This window comes from Salinicola tamaricis (genome assembly GCF_003006155.1).
Lineage (GTDB): Bacteria > Pseudomonadota > Gammaproteobacteria > Pseudomonadales > Halomonadaceae > Salinicola > Salinicola tamaricis.
In genome coordinates, this window is the sequence record NZ_CP023559.1 from 719,062 (window position 1) to 736,458 (window position 17,397).

14 protein-coding genes and 3 pseudogenes are annotated in these 17,397 nt (G+C 67.7%); 8 read left to right on the top strand and 9 right to left on the bottom strand.

Annotation, left to right across the window (positions count from 1 at the left end):
- Positions 1-18: 18 nt before the first annotated feature.
- From CN538_RS03185 to purD, 3 genes and pseudogenes are all read right to left on the bottom strand, one after another.
- Entirely contained in the window at positions 19-1,014 is a 996-nt protein-coding gene (locus tag CN538_RS03185; RefSeq protein WP_106418545.1) for a LacI family DNA-binding transcriptional regulator, read from the bottom strand.
- A gap of 23 nt (positions 1,015-1,037) precedes the next feature.
- On the bottom strand, positions 1,038-1,910 hold the full coding sequence (locus CN538_RS03190) for a phosphoribulokinase (protein WP_035472335.1): 873 nt from the start codon (positions 1,908-1,910) through the stop codon (positions 1,038-1,040).
- Positions 1,911-2,063: 153 nt separating this feature from the next.
- Positions 2,064-3,373: pseudogene (purD, locus tag CN538_RS03195) on the bottom strand (phosphoribosylamine--glycine ligase).
- A gap of 188 nt (positions 3,374-3,561) precedes the next feature.
- Here purD and CN538_RS03200 point away from each other — a divergent pair.
- A pseudogene (locus CN538_RS03200) lies at positions 3,562-4,273 on the top strand (16S rRNA (uracil(1498)-N(3))-methyltransferase).
- A 130-nt stretch (positions 4,274-4,403) separates the two neighbouring features.
- Here the strand turns inward: CN538_RS03200 and CN538_RS20185 are convergent.
- From CN538_RS20185 to CN538_RS03220, 5 genes are all read right to left on the bottom strand, one after another.
- Positions 4,404-4,553: a hypothetical protein gene (locus CN538_RS20185; RefSeq protein WP_164999499.1), complete on the bottom strand. Its 150-nt coding sequence runs from the start codon at positions 4,551-4,553 to the stop codon at positions 4,404-4,406.
- Positions 4,554-4,795: 242 nt separating this feature from the next.
- Positions 4,796-6,259, bottom strand: a complete 1,464-nt coding sequence (locus CN538_RS03205; RefSeq protein ID WP_106418546.1) for a hypothetical protein — start codon at positions 6,257-6,259, stop codon at positions 4,796-4,798.
- Complete coding sequence (locus tag CN538_RS03210) at positions 6,256-7,059, bottom strand: flagellar biosynthesis protein FlhF (RefSeq protein ID WP_164999500.1); 804 nt, start codon at positions 7,057-7,059, stop codon at positions 6,256-6,258. The genes CN538_RS03205 and CN538_RS03210 overlap by 4 nt, the downstream gene beginning before the upstream one ends.
- 200 nt (positions 7,060-7,259) lie before the next feature.
- Complete coding sequence (locus CN538_RS03215) at positions 7,260-8,594, bottom strand: lytic murein transglycosylase (RefSeq protein ID WP_242495528.1); 1,335 nt, start codon at positions 8,592-8,594, stop codon at positions 7,260-7,262.
- 97 nt (positions 8,595-8,691) lie between these two features.
- The gene (locus tag CN538_RS03220) at positions 8,692-9,729 is read right to left on the bottom strand and encodes a deoxyribodipyrimidine photo-lyase (RefSeq protein WP_106418548.1); all 1,038 of its coding nucleotides are present in this window, start codon (positions 9,727-9,729) and stop codon (positions 8,692-8,694) included.
- A 557-nt stretch (positions 9,730-10,286) separates the two neighbouring features.
- Here CN538_RS03220 and CN538_RS20190 point away from each other — a divergent pair.
- The 7 genes and pseudogenes from CN538_RS20190 to CN538_RS03250 all read left to right on the top strand — a co-directional run bounded on the left by CN538_RS20190 (position 10,287) and on the right by CN538_RS03250 (position 16,590).
- A complete protein-coding gene (locus tag CN538_RS20190; RefSeq protein ID WP_164999501.1) occupies positions 10,287-10,439 on the top strand; it encodes a hypothetical protein in 153 nt (50 codons plus the stop codon).
- Positions 10,440-10,749: 310 nt separating this feature from the next.
- Positions 10,750-13,546: pseudogene (locus tag CN538_RS03225) on the top strand (monovalent cation/H+ antiporter subunit A).
- The gene (locus tag CN538_RS03230; protein WP_106418549.1) at positions 13,546-13,896 is read left to right on the top strand and encodes a Na+/H+ antiporter subunit C; all 351 of its coding nucleotides are present in this window, start codon (positions 13,546-13,548) and stop codon (positions 13,894-13,896) included. The pseudogene CN538_RS03225 and the gene CN538_RS03230 overlap by 1 nt, the downstream one beginning before the upstream one ends.
- Entirely contained in the window at positions 13,893-15,407 is a 1,515-nt protein-coding gene (locus CN538_RS03235; RefSeq protein WP_106418550.1) for a monovalent cation/H+ antiporter subunit D, read from the top strand. Before CN538_RS03230 ends, CN538_RS03235 begins: the two co-directional genes overlap by 4 nt.
- The gene (locus CN538_RS03240) at positions 15,404-15,901 is read left to right on the top strand and encodes a Na+/H+ antiporter subunit E (protein WP_106418551.1); all 498 of its coding nucleotides are present in this window, start codon (positions 15,404-15,406) and stop codon (positions 15,899-15,901) included. Before CN538_RS03235 ends, CN538_RS03240 begins: the two co-directional genes overlap by 4 nt.
- Complete coding sequence (locus CN538_RS03245) at positions 15,898-16,167, top strand: K+/H+ antiporter subunit F (RefSeq protein ID WP_035472357.1); 270 nt, start codon at positions 15,898-15,900, stop codon at positions 16,165-16,167. Before CN538_RS03240 ends, CN538_RS03245 begins: the two co-directional genes overlap by 4 nt.
- A gap of 30 nt (positions 16,168-16,197) precedes the next feature.
- A complete protein-coding gene (locus CN538_RS03250; protein WP_207233612.1) occupies positions 16,198-16,590 on the top strand; it encodes a Na+/H+ antiporter subunit G in 393 nt (130 codons plus the stop codon).
- Positions 16,591-16,646: 56 nt separating this feature from the next.
- Here CN538_RS03250 and hemH read toward each other — a convergent pair whose 3' ends face one another.
- Entirely contained in the window at positions 16,647-17,363 is a 717-nt protein-coding gene (hemH, locus tag CN538_RS03255; RefSeq protein ID WP_422917568.1) for a ferrochelatase, read from the bottom strand.
- Positions 17,364-17,397 lie beyond the last annotated feature (34 nt).

A 17,397-nucleotide genomic window follows, 5' to 3' on the forward strand; every position in this document is an offset into this window, starting at 1 on the left:
TCCCCTTGCCTGAGCGCATCACTTAAGGTCGGCGGCGATCGTCACCTCACGCACGGGTGCTGCCGGATCGTCGATACACGCGAAGAGCAGTTGAACCGCCTCATGACCGGCAAGGTAGGTGTCATGGGCAGCACACGGGACGCGAACATCGAAAATATCGGCATAGGGCAGGCGGTCGACCCCCACCACCTTGACGCTCTCGCGCGACACTTGCGCCTCGTGCAGCGCCCGCATCGCCCCCAGGGTGATCAGTTGATTGAATCCAAACACCGCCTCGAGCGGGGCGCCCTGGCGTAGATAGTCAGCCATGTCACGGTAGCTGGGCTCGAGGGTGTAGTCGCCAGGAAGCTGCACCAGCGTGAGCGGCGCGTCCGCGGCGGCATAGGCCGCACGTAGTCCGGCCACGCGCTCCTGAGTGATCCGCGAGCCGCTCGGCCCGGTCAACGCCAGCACCTGTTCGACGCCTGCGCTGGCCAGCCAGTCGCCGAGCAGGCGCCCGGCGTGGTGGTTGTCGAGCACCACGCGGCTGAAGTCGTCGACGGCGAGCACGCGATCGATCATCACCATAGGCATGCGCGCCGCGCGCAGACGGTCCAGATAGGCGGGGTGATACGCGGTGTCATCCGACACCGGCGACAAAATGATGCCGGCCACCTGATAGCTCAAGAGCGTCTCGATCGCGACCCGCTCACGCTCCGGCGAGCCGTCGGTATCGATCAGCATGATGGTGTAGTCCTGCTCGGCGGCAGCGCGCGAGATCGCCTTGATGACCTCACTGTAGAAGGGGTTGTCGACGCTGGCGGTGACCAGGCCGATCAAGCGATTGGTACGACTGCGCAGATGGCTGGCGAAGGCGTTGGGCACATAGCCCAGCTCGCGGGCCGCGGCGCGAATACGTTCGCGGGTCTCCGGCTTGACCTTGGCGGGATTGTTGAGCGCACGCGACACCGTCATGTTGGTCAGCCCTACATGTCTGGCGATGTCGGTGATGGTGACCTTGCTGCCGCGCCCCATGTCTCTCCCGGCTGTCGAGCGATTCAACGAAAACGGCGCTGCGCCAGCAGCTGGCGCACCTTGGGCGCCAGGATCAGATCCATCGCCAGCGACAGCCGCGCCCCCGGCACCACCAGGGTGTTGGGACGGCTCATGAAGGCGTCATGGATCATGGTCACCAGATAGGGGAAATCCACCGCCTCCGGGTCGCGGAAGCGGATTACCACGAACGACTCGCCGTCGTTAGGCACGTCCTGCAGCTCGAACGGGTTGGAGGTGTCCACCGTCGGCACGCGCTGGAAGTTGATGTGGGTGCGCGAGAGCTGGGGCTGGATGTAGCGCACGTAGTCGTGCATCCGCCCGAGAATGGTCTCGATCACCGCCTCCTGCGAGTAGCCGCGCAGCTTGGTGTCGCGGTCGATCTTCTGCAGCCACTCCAGATTGATGGTCGGCGCCACCCCGATCAGCATGTCGACGTGACGCGCGATATCCACCTCATGGGTCACCAGCCCGCCATGCAGCCCTTCGTAGAGCATCAGATCGGTGCCGCTGGGGATCGGCTGCCAGTCGGTGAAAGTGCCGACCTGCCAGCCGGCCTCGATCATGCGCTTGTCTTCGGCGTGGATATAGTGACGGTAGGTGCCCTTGCCGCTGTCGCCGTACTCCTGGAACAACGTATCCAGCCGGTCCAGCAGATTGGCGTTGACCGAGAAGTGCGACAGCTCCGCCTTGCGCTCCGGTTCGGTCTGCAGGATCTCGGCCAGCTCCGCCCGCGAGTAGCGGTGAAAGGCGTCGCCGTCGATGAAGGCGGCGTGGACGTCCTCACGCGCGAACATGCGCTCGAAGGTGCGCTTGACCGTGGTGGTGCCGGCGCCGGAGGAGCCGGTGACGGCGATGATCGGAAACTCACGCGACATGCCGCGCCTCCCTGCCGAGCCGGATGGCGCTCGACACGGCCCGGGCCGCCGCGGGGCGGCAGATCGCCGCGATGGCGTCGCGATATGGCTGTAGCTGCGGCATGGCGCTGGTTCCCTGGTCCCGGCGCAGGTCTTGGCTGCGCGCTGGGTTGATTAGCTGCGTGACGCGAGATCCTCGCGCTCACGCGCGATCGCCCGATGGGCAATGTCGCGTCGATACTCGGCCCCCGCCCAGGTGATCTCGGCGACGCCTGCGTAGGCCTGTTCGGCGGCGGCGGCGACGCTCTCGCCCAGCGCGGTCACACATAGCACGCGCCCACCACTGGTGACGACGCGACCATCGTCGCGCTGCGTCGTGCCGGCATGGAACACCTTGCAGCCGCACTGCTCGGCGGCGTCGAGGCCGTCGATCGCATCCCCCTTGGGATAGCTGCCGGGATAGCCGCCGGCCGCCATCACCACGCCGACCGCAGCGCGCGGGTCCCAGCCTCCCTCGGCGCGATCCAGACGCTGCGCCAGGGCGGCCTGGCATAGGCCCACCAGGTCACCGTTCAGGCGCATCAGGATCGGTTGGGTCTCGGGGTCACCGAAGCGGCAGTTGTACTCGATCACCTTGGGCGCACCCGTGGCGTCGATCATCAGCCCGGCGTAGAGGAAACCGGTGTAGGGGTGCCCTTCCGCGGCCATGCCGGCGACGGTCGGGGTGATCACCTCGTCCATGATGCGCTGATAGACCGTCTCGGTGACCACCGGCGCTGGCGAGTAGGCGCCCATGCCGCCGGTGTTGGGGCCGGCGTCGCCATCGTAGGCGCGCTTGTGATCCTGGCTGGTGGCCATCGGCCAGACGTGCTCGCCGTCGACCATGACGATGAAACTCGCCTCCTCGCCGTCGAGGAACTCTTCGATCACCACCCGCGCGCCGGCATCACCGAAGGCGTTGTCCTCGAGCATGTCGCGGATCGCCGCAGCCGCCTCGTCACGGGTCATCGCCACTACCACGCCCTTGCCGGCGGCAAGGCCATCGGCCTTGATCACGATCGGCGCGCCCTGCTGGTCGAGATAGTCGAGCGCCGGGGCGACTTCACTGAAGGTCTGGTAGGCCGCCGAGGGGATCGCATGGCGCGCCAGAAAATCCTTGGTGAAGGCCTTGGAGCCTTCGAGCTGGGCCGCGCCGGCCGAGGGGCCGAAGATCGCCAGGCCCGCCTGCTGGAAGCGGTCGACCACGCCCGCCACCAGCGGCGCCTCGGGGCCGACGATGGTGAGCTCGACGTCGTTGTCGCGGGCGAAGGCGATCAGCGCGTCGAAGTCCATGGCGTCGATCGCCACGTTGGTCAGCCCCGCCTCGCGGGCAGTGCCGGCGTTGTGCCGGGGGCCACGAACACCGTGTCGACCTGCGGCGACTGTGCCGCCTTCCACGCCAGGGCGTGCTCGCGCCCGCCGCCTCCTAGGATCAGAACCTTCATCGCTCGCCTTTCGTTGCGCTGTCACCGAATATGGAAGAGGCATTATGTCAGAAAGGCCCGGGCCAGAAAGCCCCCGAGCTCATCGCACCTGTTCCCGGCCGCCGCCAGACGGCTGCCGTTGGCCCCGGTGCCTGCGCCTGAGGCACAATAGGCGCCCGATTCTCATCCCCGAGTGCCCCGCTGCCTGCATGAACCTGATTCTGCTCGAACCCGCCGACTGGATCGACGCCAGCCACGCCCGCGTGTGCGATCCACGCCGCCTGACCCATCTGCGCGAGGTGCATCGCGCCGCCCCCGGCGACAGCCTGACCGTGGGCGCGCTCGATGGCGCCATCGGCCGTGGCGAGCTGCTGGCGCTGAGCGCCAGCGAGGCGCTATTCCACGTGCCCGCGCTCGACCGTGAGCCCCGGCGCCGCTGCCGGTGCACCTGCTGCTGGCGCTGCCGCGGCCGCGTATGCTGGCGCGCAGCCTCGAACACATCGCCGCGCTGGGGGTGAAACAACTGACGCTGCTGCATACGCGCCGGGTCGAGAAGAGCTACGGCAGTCACCCGAGCTTCGCCCCGACAAGATCCATCAGCACCTGGTGCTGGGGCTGGAGCAGGCGCGCGACACACGCCTGCCCGAAGTGACCCTGGAGACGCGCTTCAAGCCGTTCGTCGAGGATCGCCTGCCGGCACTGCTGACGGGCCGGCGCGGGCTGATCGCCCATCCCGGCATGCCGCGGGCGTGCCCACGCGGGATCGACGAGCCGACGCTGCTGGCGATCGGCCCGGAAGGCGGCTTCGTCGATTACGAGGTGGCCCGCTTCGAGGAGGCGGGATGCGAGGGGGTCCATCTGGGCGAGCGCATCCTGCGCGTGGAGACCGCGGTAACCGCGCTGCTGGCGCGGCTATTCTGAGCATGATGGGTCTGGGCTTGCGGGTCTGAGCGTGACAAGCCTGAACGGATGATGGCAAGTCCGAGCGGGTGATAAGGCAGCGCCTGCGCGCGGCACTCGGTGGTGGTATTTCAGGCGCGGCGGCGCCGGCTCAGGGCGCCAGCCAGCGCCCGGGGTCGTGGCTGAGTTCGACCCCCAGGAAGCGACGCGCGGCGACGCTCAGGTTGTCCAGCCGCGCCTGGCTGATCGCTGCCGACTCCAAATGCAGCAGGGTCGGCAGCGGGCCGACGTCCACCGCCATGCGCTTGAGCCAGCGGTAGTCGGGGTCGATCCCACCGCGGGTCTCTATCCAAAGCAGCGCGTGTCCGGGTTGCAGCGCGCGGCGCCTCGGCCGGGTCCCGGTCGCCCAGCGCCGCCCACTGCGCTCGTTGAGCGCGCCTCAGCAGGCTCTCCCAGCGCCCCGCGCCGGGGCTCACCCAGTACCAGCAGCGGCCAGCGCGTCACGCTGGCGCTGCCAGGCGCGCAGTCCAGCGGCCTGATCGCTCACCGCTCGGCGTCCGTCGCCGCCCCGCCAGCCCCTTTGGCGCGGCGCAGGGTCTGGTGGGCGCTCAGCGCATCCATCAGCCCCTCGAGCAACGCCTTGGGCCGGCGCCCACAGCGGCGCTGGGCGATATCCGACAGCCGCGCACGTACGTCCGTGGCCCAGCCGGCTTCCGCCTGGGCCAGATGCAGCGCCAGCGATGCCAGTGCGGCGGCAAGCTGCCAGCGTGAGCCCGCTCTTCGAGCTCGGGGCGACGCGTCTTGAGCAGCCTCTCGGCTTGCTGGGTCAGGCTCGGGCAGGCCCTCCAGCGCCAGCGCCGCGGCCAGCCGCGAACCGCTGTCGAAGCCGGTGCGGGCGCTGCCGATCCAGAAGCGCCGTCCCAGCTGGCGGCCATCGGCCTCGTCGTGCCAGGTGCCTTCCCAGGCGATCACCGGCAGACCTTCACCATCGCCGCGGCGTTTGGCCAGGGTGGTCTCGAGACGCTTGAGATCGAGGCGCGCCTGGCGCCCGCGATGAAACATCGTGATCCCCGGCTGCGCTTCACCCAGCGCCAGCGCCTCGTCCAGGCGCAGCCATTCACCGCTGTGACGCACGCGGCGGCTGGCGTTGGTGGCGGCGAGCCAACTGCGTCGCTGCACATCGAGCCCGGCGAGCAGCTCGACATCCGGCAACTGGTTCAGCAGGTGCCACTCGGCGCCCAGCGAGTCGGCCCAGGCAAAGCGCGCTTCGTCCCCCGCCGGCAGCTCGTGGCGCGGCCATACCAACGGCTGCGGCATGCCGTGGGCATCCAGCGCCACCAGCGGCATGGCCTGCCCCTGACCGCGCACCGGGGCCGGCTTGGACCACCACAGCGCGCGCGGCGCGCCCTCCCCGCGCAGCCCGGCCTGACGGCTCGCGCTCATCAAGCGCGCCGCAAAGGCGCTGTCGGTGCCGTGGTTGCGCGGCCAGGCGTGCTCCAGCCAGGGCATCCCCTGGACCTGTCGACGCAACGTGGCGAGCATGGTCTCCAAGGCCTCGCCCTGACGCAGCACGCCCTGGGAGAGCGCCTGCTGACGCGCCTGGGCCGGCGCCGCCGGGGCGCTGCCCGCGGCACGCGAGAACGGCGACTCGCCGCCATGGTCGAGCGCTTCACGCAACAGCGCTTCGCGATCCACCGGCTCCAGGTCTTCCGGCACCCGCTGTCCGCGCGAGAGATAGCAGAGCTTGAGCCCGTGGCGCATCAGCACGTCCAGCACCGGCCCCAGGCGCGCGGCCTCGTCGAGCTTGGTCAGAATGCAGCCCCACAGCGGCTCGCCAGCCTCCTGCGAGGCGCGCTGCCACGCCTCGACCACCTGCTCCAGGGTATCGCCGTGACGCGCGGCATCGAGCACCAGCAGCCGGCGCACGCTGACCGGTGCGGCGCCGAGGCGGGCGATTTCGCCCATCAGTCGCTGGTCGCGCTGGCTCATGCCGACGGTGTCGATCACCCATCATGCGCTTGCCGCCGGAGCGTCCCATCAGCCCGCGGCGGGGCTGGGCCAGACGCCCCAGCAGTGCCCCCAGGTCGCCCTGTTCGTCGAGCGCATGCACTTCCACACCCAGCAGGCGCGCATAGATACGCAGCTGCTCGGCGGCGCCGATACGGTAGGTCGGTGGTCACCAGCGCGGCCTCGCGCGGGCCGTGGCGCATCACGTAGCGCGCCGCCAGTTTGGCCGTGGTAGTGGTCTTGCCGGCGCCGGTGGGGCCAACCAGCGCGAACAGCCCGCCAGCCTCGAACAGCGCCTCTTCGCTGTCCAGCACCTCGAGGCGCGCCGCCAACTGGCGCTCGAGCCACGCCTGCCAGGCAGGCGTCTCGGCCTCCTCGGCGGACTCGTCGAGCAGCGATGCCGGCAGCGTTTCCAGCAAGGTTTCACAGAGCACGTGGCTGAAACCGGCCTGGCTCAGCTGACGCAGGATGGCATCGCGTACCGCCTGCCCCGGGGCGGGCGCCGGCGCAGCGCTCTCGCGCAGCAGCGCGCGCATGTCCTCGAGCATGCGCCGGTTGAAGGCTTCCCAGGCTGCCGGTGACTCAGCCGCGGCGCTCTCGCTCGTCGGCGTGCCGTTGCTGTCGTCCTCGGCTGCGGGCCCGGCCAGCGCCTGCGCGTGGGCCTGCTCGGACATGGCGACGATCTCGACGCCACCGTCGACGACGCGGTTGGATAGGATCAGAACGTCTTCACCCAGGGCCTGGCGTATCTGACGCATGGTCTCCCGGGTATTGGCACCGGTGAATCGCTGCACTCCCATGACTCGCCTCACGGCGCCGCGACGAGCGATGCACGAGGGCATCGCGCCGCGGCGCTCTCAAAACCGATGAAAGCGCCGAGTGTGACACGGCGCGGCGGGTGGCAAATAGGGGAAAAGACGCCGAATCGCAATCCATTCAGCCCCGCCACGCCGCCCCGGAGATCACGTTGATCGACGCCGCGCCTACTGCGCGGCCGCCATCATGGCGTCTCGAGGCGCTGGATCAGTGCCTGGGTGGGATAGCCATCCGGGGTGACCCCGATCGAACGCTGATAGGCGCGCAGCCCGGCACGAGTATTGGGGCCGATCCGCCCGTCCGGCGTGCCGACGTCGAAGCCTCGCGCGTTGAGCGCCTGCTGCATCTCACGCACCTGGGTCCGCGACAGGGCCGGCTCCGAACGCGGCCACTGCCCCTGGATGCCGGGCCGCCCGGCGATGCGATCGGCAAGCGTGGCGACCGCCAGGGCGTAGCTGGTGGAGGCGTTGTAGCGCATGATCACGCGGAAATTGGGCCCGACCAGGAACGCCGGCCCCTGTGCCCCGGCCGGGGCGATGACCGAGGCCTCGGCGAAATCGGGCAGCGCTCCGCCGCCGACCCGCGCCACGCCCTGGGCCGCCCAGGCCTGACTCGAGTGGCGCACCGAGAGTTCGGTCTGGGCGTAATCGAAACCGGCCGGCAGACTCACTTCGGCACCCCAGGGCTGGCCGCGCTGCCAGCCGGACTTGGCCAGGTAGTTGGCCGTCGAGGCCATGACGTCGGGAATGCTGCCCCAGATATCGCGCCGGCCGTCGCCATCACCATCCACCGCATAGGCGAGGAAGCTCGAGGGGATGAACTGGGTGTGTCCCATGGCACCGGCCCAGGAGCCGCGCATGTGATCGCGATCGATGTCACCGTTTTGCAGGATCTTGAGCGCAGCCATCAGCTCGCCCCGGGCGAACGCCTGCCGCCGACCTTCGTAGCCCAGCGTCGACAGCGCGTCGATGGTCTCGAAGTTGCCGAAATTGCTGCCGTAGTTACTCTCGACGCCCCAGATCGCGACCACGATGCTGCCGGGTACGCCGTAACGCTGCTCGATGCGCTCGGCCAGGGCCCGATGGGCGTCAAGCCGGGCGCGGCCATTGGCGACCCGCTGATCCGAGACCGCGCTGTCCAGATAGCTCCACACCTGGCGGGTGAATTCGGGCTGGGAGCGGTCGAGCTCGATCACCCGCGGCTGATAGGTGGCGTGGTCGAAGGCCTCGGCCAGGGTCGCCTGGTCGATGCCCTCGCTGGCGGCCTGACGGCGGAAGTCGGCGACCCAGGTGTCGAAACCGGCACGCGCCTGCGGCGTGACCTGCTCGGCGTCGGCGCGGGTCGTGGCACGCGCGCTCGCTGCGCCGGAGGCGGCCGGCGCCGAGCCGGACGCCTGTGCGGCGTTGTCGGGCGACTGACTCGACGCCGGGGTGGCAGCCACGCTCTGACAGCCAACCAGGGCGAGAGAGAGGCAGAGAGACAGGGTCAGGTAGCCTTTGAGGGGAGCAGAACGCGTCACGATGCACTTCCTTTATGCAGGGATTCCACGCGCCAGCGCCGCTGGCGGGCGTCGGCGTCCGCCCAGTGTAGCGCATCCCGCGCAATACCCGCGTGGGCTAGTAACGATCGAACCAGGATCCAGTACTGCCGCGTGGCGCCGCCGTGGGCGTCGGCTCGAGATGACGCGGTGTCTCCCGGCGCACCACGGTAACAAGCCCGGCCGACTGCGTATCGAGCCCACCTTCGACACGCAGGAAACCGGGTTCGCTGCCACCGGAAGGGTCGACGCATAAGGGCCGGAAGCGGCTGACGTCGGCGCCATAGATCTGCTGACGGCGCAGGTACTCATGCCACAAAAGCTCGTGGCGCAGATAGCGCTGCGGATGTTCGGACCCGGCCGTATTATCCAGGCGATCGCACAGCGCATAGAGCTGGCGCGCCGACACGCAGCCCAGTGCGCGCCAGCGCAGCAGCGCGCGCGTATCCTCGGCCCCCCAATCGAGCGGGGCATCGCGCAGTTGGCGCAGACGCGTCTGCGCCGCCGGCTCCCCCCCTGGCATCGCCGCCGTCAACGGCTCGACGTCGCCGAACAGGCTGCCGAGGGGTGGCAGCCCGCGCGGGGCATCCTGCGGCCAGGGCGGCAGCGTGAACGGCTGCCCCGGGCTCCTCGGCGCCAGGGCGCTGCTGCCACGTGAGCGGGTGACGAACTCAGCGAAGGAGAGCTCGCGCGTCTCGGTGTCGTCATGATGGGCAGGAAACAGCGGCGAGTCCGGCAGCACGCAGAGCTGAGCCGGCGCCAGTGCCGCCTGCACCAACCGAGTCGTGGCGCACTCGTTGCCGCCCGCCATGGCGTGGGTGATCACCCGCTGGGCGCCGACCCGCTGGGCCAGCCGCGGCAGCAGCTGCTCAGGCTCGCCGACACACACCAGCAGATCGCTGCCTCGTGTCAGCAGCGTGCCACGCAGATCGATCAGACTCTGCCACAGCAGCGCCCACTGGGGTGACGTCTGCGCCGGCGCCGTGCCGTCCAACCAGCACGGTTCGAGTACGAAGACACATAGCACGGTCTCCGCGTGCGGTTCGACCGCCAGCAGATCGTTGTCGCCCAGGCGCAGGTCACGCCGAAACCAGATCAGATCGCAGGAAGATTCCATGCCGCAGCCTCCAGACTCGCGGGCCGGCCAGACCGCTATCGAGGCGCACGCCTGGCGCTACCGTAGCGGCCAATTTCCATCGCTGGCACTCACCAGCGGGTGAATAGCGCCAAGCCTTCATATTTGTACAAAAGCTATCACCGGACGGATCGCATGTACAATGAAACCGCCGTGCGCCCCCTATGGCTCCCCCTCGGGCGGCGTGATACAGTCGTTAACGAGCGCCGGCTCGGTTACTCAAATAGCCAATACTTTCAAGCCTTTCGGAGCCCAATGCGCAAAACTGCGCGGCCCCGCAATGCTCAATCGAGCCCAGACCGTGCACGTGCGTCGTACCCGGGAAACGTTTTTGAACCGAGCCGCGTATCCGATCAGAACGCTTCCCGGGTACGACACACAACAAGCCTGATCAACGTTCCGAGAGAGAACGCCGCAGCCCCGGTGACGCCGGGCGCCCCTGCATGAACAGCGCTTGTCGCCGAACGTTCACAAGTGCGTGCGAATCGTGAAGCGCTTATCGGCGAATCGCGAAGCGCTTATCAGAGAGGAGAGACACCATGCCGGGCCACATGCCTAGCCAGCTATCGCTGACATGCGCGACCTGCCGTATCGGTGCCCAGACTCCGTCATACCACGTCGGCATGCTCGCCCTGGAGGGCCGCACCCCGGCGTGGATGCTGGCACCCCGCGGTGCGCGCCGCCCTATCTGACCGATCCGCCCCACCTGCTCTGAGACCGCTCGCTGCCCGTCACCTCGTGGCGGATCGCGTGCGCCAGTCGCCGCCGGCCATCGGCGGAAAGCGCGCCGCTCCGGCGGCCCAGTTCATCCGACCAACGCGTATCTCGTGGTGCCCAGCGCCAGCGCTGAGCTGTGGACGAGTCCCTGGGCGTGGGCGAGATCGCCTACACTAGGACCGCCGGGCGCGGTCACACTGGCCCCTCGACGTACGCAGAGAGTCAGCCCGAGCCACCTGGTCTCGCCGGCTGTCCGTTCGGGTCCTTGAGAAGAGCGACAACTTCATGTCATTGCCGCTGATCGTGCTGCTGCCTCTATTGGGCAGCCTCATACCGCTGTTGAGCTCCAATCGACAGCGCAATCTCAACGCGGGGTCGACCGCGATTCTGCCCGCCGTGGCGCTGGCCATCGCGCTCTACCATGCGCCCAGCGTGCTCGCCGGGGAGATCCCCCGCTTCAGCCTGAGCTGGGTGCCGCAGTTGGGGCTCGACCTGGCCTTCCGGCTCGACGGGCTGTCGCTGCTGTTCGTGATGCTGATCCTCGGCATCGGTCTGCTGATCATCCTCTACTCGCGCTACTACCTGGCGCCCGAGGACAGCATGCCGCGCTTCTACGCCTATCTGATGCTGTTCATGACCTCGATGCTGGGCATCGTGATGGCCGACAACCTGCTGCTGCTGTGGGTGTTCTGGGAGCTGACCAGCCTCTCTTCGTTTCTGCTGATCGGCTACTGGTACAAGCAGAGCGAGGCGCGCCGCGGCGCGCGCATGGCGCTGACGGTGACCGGCATGGGGGGGCTTGCGATGCTCGCCGGCTTCCTGCTGCTCGGCCATATCGTCGGCACCTTCGACATGCAGACAGTGCTCGACAGCCGCCAGCTGATTCAGGCCGACCCGCGCTACCTGCCGGCGCTGCTGCTGATCCTGCTCGGTGCCTTCACCAAGTCGGCGCAGTTCCCGTTCCACTTCTGGCTGCCCCACGCGATGTCGGCCCCCACGCCGGTCTCCGCGTTCCTTCACTCGGCAACCATGGTCAAAGCCGGCGTGTTTCTGCTCGCCCGTTTGCATCCGGCGCTGGCCGGCTCCCATCTCTGGCTCTATATCGTCACCCTGACCGGTCTGGTGACGATGATCTACGCCGCCTACTTCGCCCTGCTCAAGTACGATCTCAAGGGTGTGCTGGCCTTTTCCACCGTCAGCCACCTGGGCATGATCACCATGCTGTTCGGGCTCGACAGCAAGCTGGCGGTGATCGCGGGGCTGTTCCACATCATCAACCACGCCACCTTCAAGGCGTCGCTGTTCATGTCTTCGGGGATCATCGACCACGAGACCGGTACCGCGACATCCGCAAGCTAGCGGGCTGCGTCACAGCATGCCGATGACCGCGGCGCTGGCCGGACTGGCGGCGGCGTCGATGGCCGGCGTGCCGCTGCTCAACGGCTTCCTGTCCAAGGAGATGATGCTGACCGAGGCGCTCGGCAGCGGCATCCTCGGTGGTCTGGCGTGGCTGATCCCGGTGCTCGCGACTCTTGGCAGCGTGCTTTCGGTGGCCTACTCGCTACGCTACGTGCGTAACGTCTTCTTCGGCCCGCCAGCCACGGATCTGCCCAAGACGCCGCACGAGGCGCCCTTCATGATGCGCCTGCCGATGCTGCTGCTGGTGGCACTGTGCGTGCTCATCGGGCTGCTGCCGGCGCTGATGGTGACCGGCATTCTCGAGGCCGCGGGCCAGGCGACGATCCTGGCGCCGCGTCCGGAACTGCACCTGGCGATCTGGCACGGCTTCAACCTGCCGCTGCTGATGAGCGCCATCGCTCTGGCCGGGGCGTCGCCATCTACAGCGTGCGCCGCACCCTGTTCAGCTTCCAGCGCCAGTTCCCCCAGCGCAACGCGCTGATGCTGTTCGAGTACGCCGTGCGCCAACTGCTCGGCGCCACCCAGCGCGGCATCGACCGCCTGGAGAACGGCTCACTGCAGCGCTACATGCTGTGGCTGATCGTGGTAGTACTGTTCCTCACCGGTAGCGGACTGCTCGATCTCACCCGGTTGAAGGGCGAGCTGCCGCTCAAGCCACTGGATGGCCTGTTGGTGGTGGGCGCGGCGATCACCATCCTCGCCGGACTCAGCACCGCCGTGCTGCATCGTCGCCGTCTGGTCTCGCTGATGATGCTCTCGGTGGTGGGGCTGATGGTGTCGCTGGCGTTCGCGCGCTTCTCGGCGCCGGACCTGGCACTGACCCAGCTGGCGGTCGAGGTGGTCACGGTGATCCTGCTGATGCTGGCGCTGTTCTTCCTGCCCCAGCGTACGCCCAAGGAGTCGAGCGGCGCGCGCATCGTGCGCGACGTGCTGGCAGCCAGCTTCGGCGGTATCGTCGCCAGCCTCAACTACGCCCTGCTGACGCGCTCGCTCGACAGCATCTCGGGCTACTTCCTGGCCAATAGCGTCAGCGGCGGCGGCGGCCACAACGTGGTCAACGTCACTGGTGGACTTCCGCGGCTTCGATACCCTGGGCGAGATCACCGTACTGTGCATCGCCGCCATCGGCATCTACAAGTTGCTCAACCGGCTGCGTCTGTTCATGCCATCGAGCGACAGCGAAGGCCGGCCGTGGTCGAAGGATCTGCACCCGATGCTGCTGGCCACGGTGTCACAGACCCTACTGCCGCTGGCGCTGCTGGTGTCGGTGTTCATCTTCCTGCGCGGCCACAATGAGCCCGGCGGCGGCTTCATCGCCGGTCTGGTCACCGCAGTGGCACTGATCCTTTTGTACATCGCCCGCGGCGTCGACTGGGCGCAGCAGCGCCTGACCTTCCAGTACCAGCCGATCGCGGTGACCGGGGTGGTAATCGCTGCCCTCACCGGCCTCGGCAGTTGGCTGTTCGGTCACAACTTCCTGACCTCGGCGTTCGGTCACTTCGCGATTCCCTATATCGGCGAAGTGGAACTGGCCACCGCCATGCTGTTCGATCTCGGCGTCTATCTCACCGTGGTCGGCGCGACGCTGATGATCCTGGCCAACCTGGGCAAGTTGACTACGCGTCACCGGCCCAGCAAAGAGAACGACAAGGAGACCGTCTGATGGAAGCGCTCTTCGCCACCGTAACCGGCTTTCTGGCGGCCAGCGGTCTCTACCTGGCTCTGCGTGGACGCACCTTCCCCGTGGTCGTGGGGCTGACGCTGCTCTCCTACGCAGTCAACCTGTTCCTGTTCTCCACCGGCGGCCTCACCACCGACGGCGCCGCGGTGATCCAGGATGGCAAGACCCACTATGCCGACCCGCTGCCCCAGGCGCTGGTCCTCACCGCCATCGTGATCGGCTTCGCCATGACCGCGTTCTCGGTGATTCTGGCGATGCGCGTGCGCGGCGACCAGGGCAGCGATCAGGTCAACGATCAGCGCGGCGATGAAGCCAGGGAGGAGAAGTCGTGATGCAGCACCTGATCATTCTCCCTATCCTGCTGCCGCTGTTCACCGGGCTCGCGATGCTGATCAAGCGCGACGCCACCATGCAGCCACGGCGCACCATCGGCCTGGTGAGTACCGCCCTGCTGGTCGTGATCAGCATCGCGCTGGTGGTCGAGAGCAGCCACGGCCAGATCAGCTACTACGCCCTGGGCGACTGGCAGCCGCCGTTCGGCATCATCCTGATGCTCGATCGTCTCTCGGCGCTGATGGTGTGCCTGACCAGCGTGCTCGCCCTCGGCAGCCTGGCCTATGCCTGCGCCGGTGACGACAAGAAAGGCAGCAATTTCCATGGACTGTTCCAGCTGCAGTTGATGGGAATCAACGGTGCCTTCCTCACCGGCGACATGTTCAACCTGTTCGTATTCTTCGAAATCCTGCTGATCGCCTCCTACTCGCTGCTGATGCACGGTGGCGGCAAGGACCGCACCCAGGCGGGCTTCCACTACGTGGCACTCAACCTGGCCGGCTCGGCGATGTTCCTGATCGCCCTCGGCGTGCTCTACGGCACTACCGGCACGCTCAACATGGCGGACATGGGCCAGCGGGTCGCCGAGCTCGACCCCGAGCGCCAGGGGCTGCTCAAGGCCGGTGCCTTTCTGCTGCTGGTGGTATTCGGGTTGAAGTCGGCGATTCTACCGCTCTACTTCTGGCTGCCGCGGGCCTACGCCAGCGCGCCGGCACCGGTGGCGGCCCTGTTCGCGATCATGACCAAGGTGGGCATCTATGCCATTCTGCGCGTCTATACCCTGATCTTCGGCGACAGCGCCGGCGACCTGGCCAACTTCGTACAGCCGTGGTTGTGGTGGTTCGCTCTGGCGACGGTCGCGCTTGGCGGGATCGGCGTGCTCTCGGCGCGCGACCTGCGCACCCAGGTCGCCTATCTGATCCTGATCTCGGTGGGTACCCTGCTGGTCGGCGTGAGCATGGACCGCGTGGCCTCGCTCTCGGCACTGCTCTACTACATGCTGCATACCACCCTGGTCAGCGGCGGTCTGTTCCTGCTCGCCGATGCCATTGCCGACCAGCGCGGCAAGGCCGGCGCGCGTATCGTGCCCGGCCGTGGCGTCACCCAACCGGCGCTGCTGGGGCTGGCCTACTTCGTCGGCGCGATCACCGTGGTCGGTCTGCCGCCGCTGTCCGGGGCGATCGGCAAGGCGCTGCTGCTCAACGCCGCGCAGCCGAGCGAGCAGCCGTGGCTGTGGTCGCTGCTGCTGCTGTCGAGCCTCGCGGGGCTGGTGGCGATGGGCCGCAGCGGCTCCACCATCTTCTGGAAGGCGGGCAAACCCGACCCCGAAGGGCCACGGCTCAAGCCGAGCATGCTGGCGGGCCTGATCCTGCTGCTGGGCGCCTCGCCACTGCTGGCGATCTTTGCCGGCCCGATCACCGAATTCACCCAGGCAAGCGCCACCCAGCTGCTCGACCCCGGCGCCTATACCCAAGCGATCCTCGCCCCGACTTCTGGAGGTGACTCATGATTCCTCCCCTGCGCTGGCTGCCGATGCCGGTACTGTCGCTGCTGCTGCTACTGGTGTGGCTGCTGCTGCAGCAGAGTGTGGCCCTCGGCCAGTGGCTGCTGGGCGGCGTGCTCGCCATGGTGATCCCGGTGTTGTGCCGCCCCTTCTGGGAGCGCCAGCCACGGATCAAGCATCCGCTCAAGCTGCTGCACTACGTGGGCCGGGTACTCAAGGACATCGTCGTGGCCAACCTCGAGGTCTCCAAGCTGATTCTCGATCCGCGCGGACGCATGCGCCCGGCGTTCGTCGAATATCCGCTGACGCTGACCGAGAACTTCCCCATCACCATTCTCGCCAGCACCATCACGATGACCCCGGGCACCGTGTCGGCCCATCTGCGCCTGGACAATCGCACGCTGCTGATCCACGCCCTCGACGTGGCCGACATCGAGGGTCTGATCGCCGAGATTCATCAGCGTTACGAACGCCCGCTCATGGAGATCTTCGAATCATGATCGCTACCGCGCTGTGGATCGCCCTGGCGCTGTTCAGCGCCGCTATCGCGCTCAACTTCTATCGCGCCGTGATCGGCCCCAGCCTGCCGGATCGGGTGCTGGCGGTCGACACCATGTACATGAACTCGATCGCGCTGATCGTGCTGTTCGGTATCTGGGTCAACAACAAGGACTATTTCGAGGCGGCACTGCTGATCGCCATGCTCGGCTTCGTCAGCACCATCGCCGTGTGCAAGTACCTGCTGCGCGGCGACATCATCGAATAGCCAGCGCCATCGAATATAGGAGAGCCAACCATGCTGGACATGCTGCTCGAGGGAGCGATCGCCTTCATGCTGATCGCCGGCGGGATCTTCGCCTTCATCGGCTCGCTGGGTCTGACCCACCTCAAGGACTTTTACATGCGCCTGCACGGGCCATCGAAGACCACCACGCTGGGGGTGGGCTGTACCCTGATCGGGTCGCTGATCTTCTTCAGCCAGGAGAACGGCCCGGTGATCCAGGAACTGCTGATCACCATCTTCGCCTTCATCACCGCGCCGGTATCGGCGCACATGCTGGCCAAGAGTGCGCTGCATCACAAGCTCAAGCCGGACCCGCGGACCCGCGGCAATCCGCAGGAGCTGGAGAGCGACCGGCCCAAGCACACGGTGGAAGAAGCGCCCCAGGGCAACTCGCCGCTGCCCTGACACAAGAACGGCGCGCTGGTGCGCGCCGTCGATGGCCACCTGGCTGCCGCGCGGGCTTACCAGCCCGCGGTATTCTCCGCCACCAGTTGGCTGAGCAGATGGATGTGCTCGGGGCGGTCGTTGAGCGCAGGGATATAGCGATAGCGCCCGCCCCCGGCCTCCTGGAAGTACTCGCGGTTCTCGGCGTCGATCTCTTCCAGCGTCTCGAGACAGTCGGCGGCGAACGCCGGGCTGATCACGTCGACACACTCGGTCTTGTCAGCGCCCCACTGCTTGAGCGTCTCGTCAGTGTAAGGCTTGAGCCACTCCTCGCGGCCGAAGCGCGACTGATAGCTCTGGAACCAGCTACCCTCCGCCAGGTCGAGCGCCTCGGCGAGCAGCGCGCTGGTGCGCTGGCAGTGGCGTCCGTAGGGATCGCCGTTGTCGACATAGCGCTTGGGAATCCCATGGTAGGACATCAGCAGGCGCCCGCGGTCGCCCTGGGCCTCCCAGTGCTCGCGCACGCTGGCGGCGAGTGCGGCGATATAGTCCGGGTGGTCGTGGTAGTGGTTGACGAAGCGCAGCTGCGGCAGGTGCGGGCAGGGTGCCAGCGCCTTGGCCAGGCGCTGGAACACGGCGCCGGTGGTGGTTCGCGAGAACTGCGGATAGAGCGGCAAGACCAGAATCTTGTCGACCCCGGCATCGCGCAGCGCCAACCCGGCCTGCTCCATGCTCGGCTGGCCGTAGGTCATCGCCAGCTCCACCGGAATCGCCTCGCCGGTGCGCTCGGCCAGCGCTGCCGCTTAGCGCGCGCTGCTGGCGCCGCCC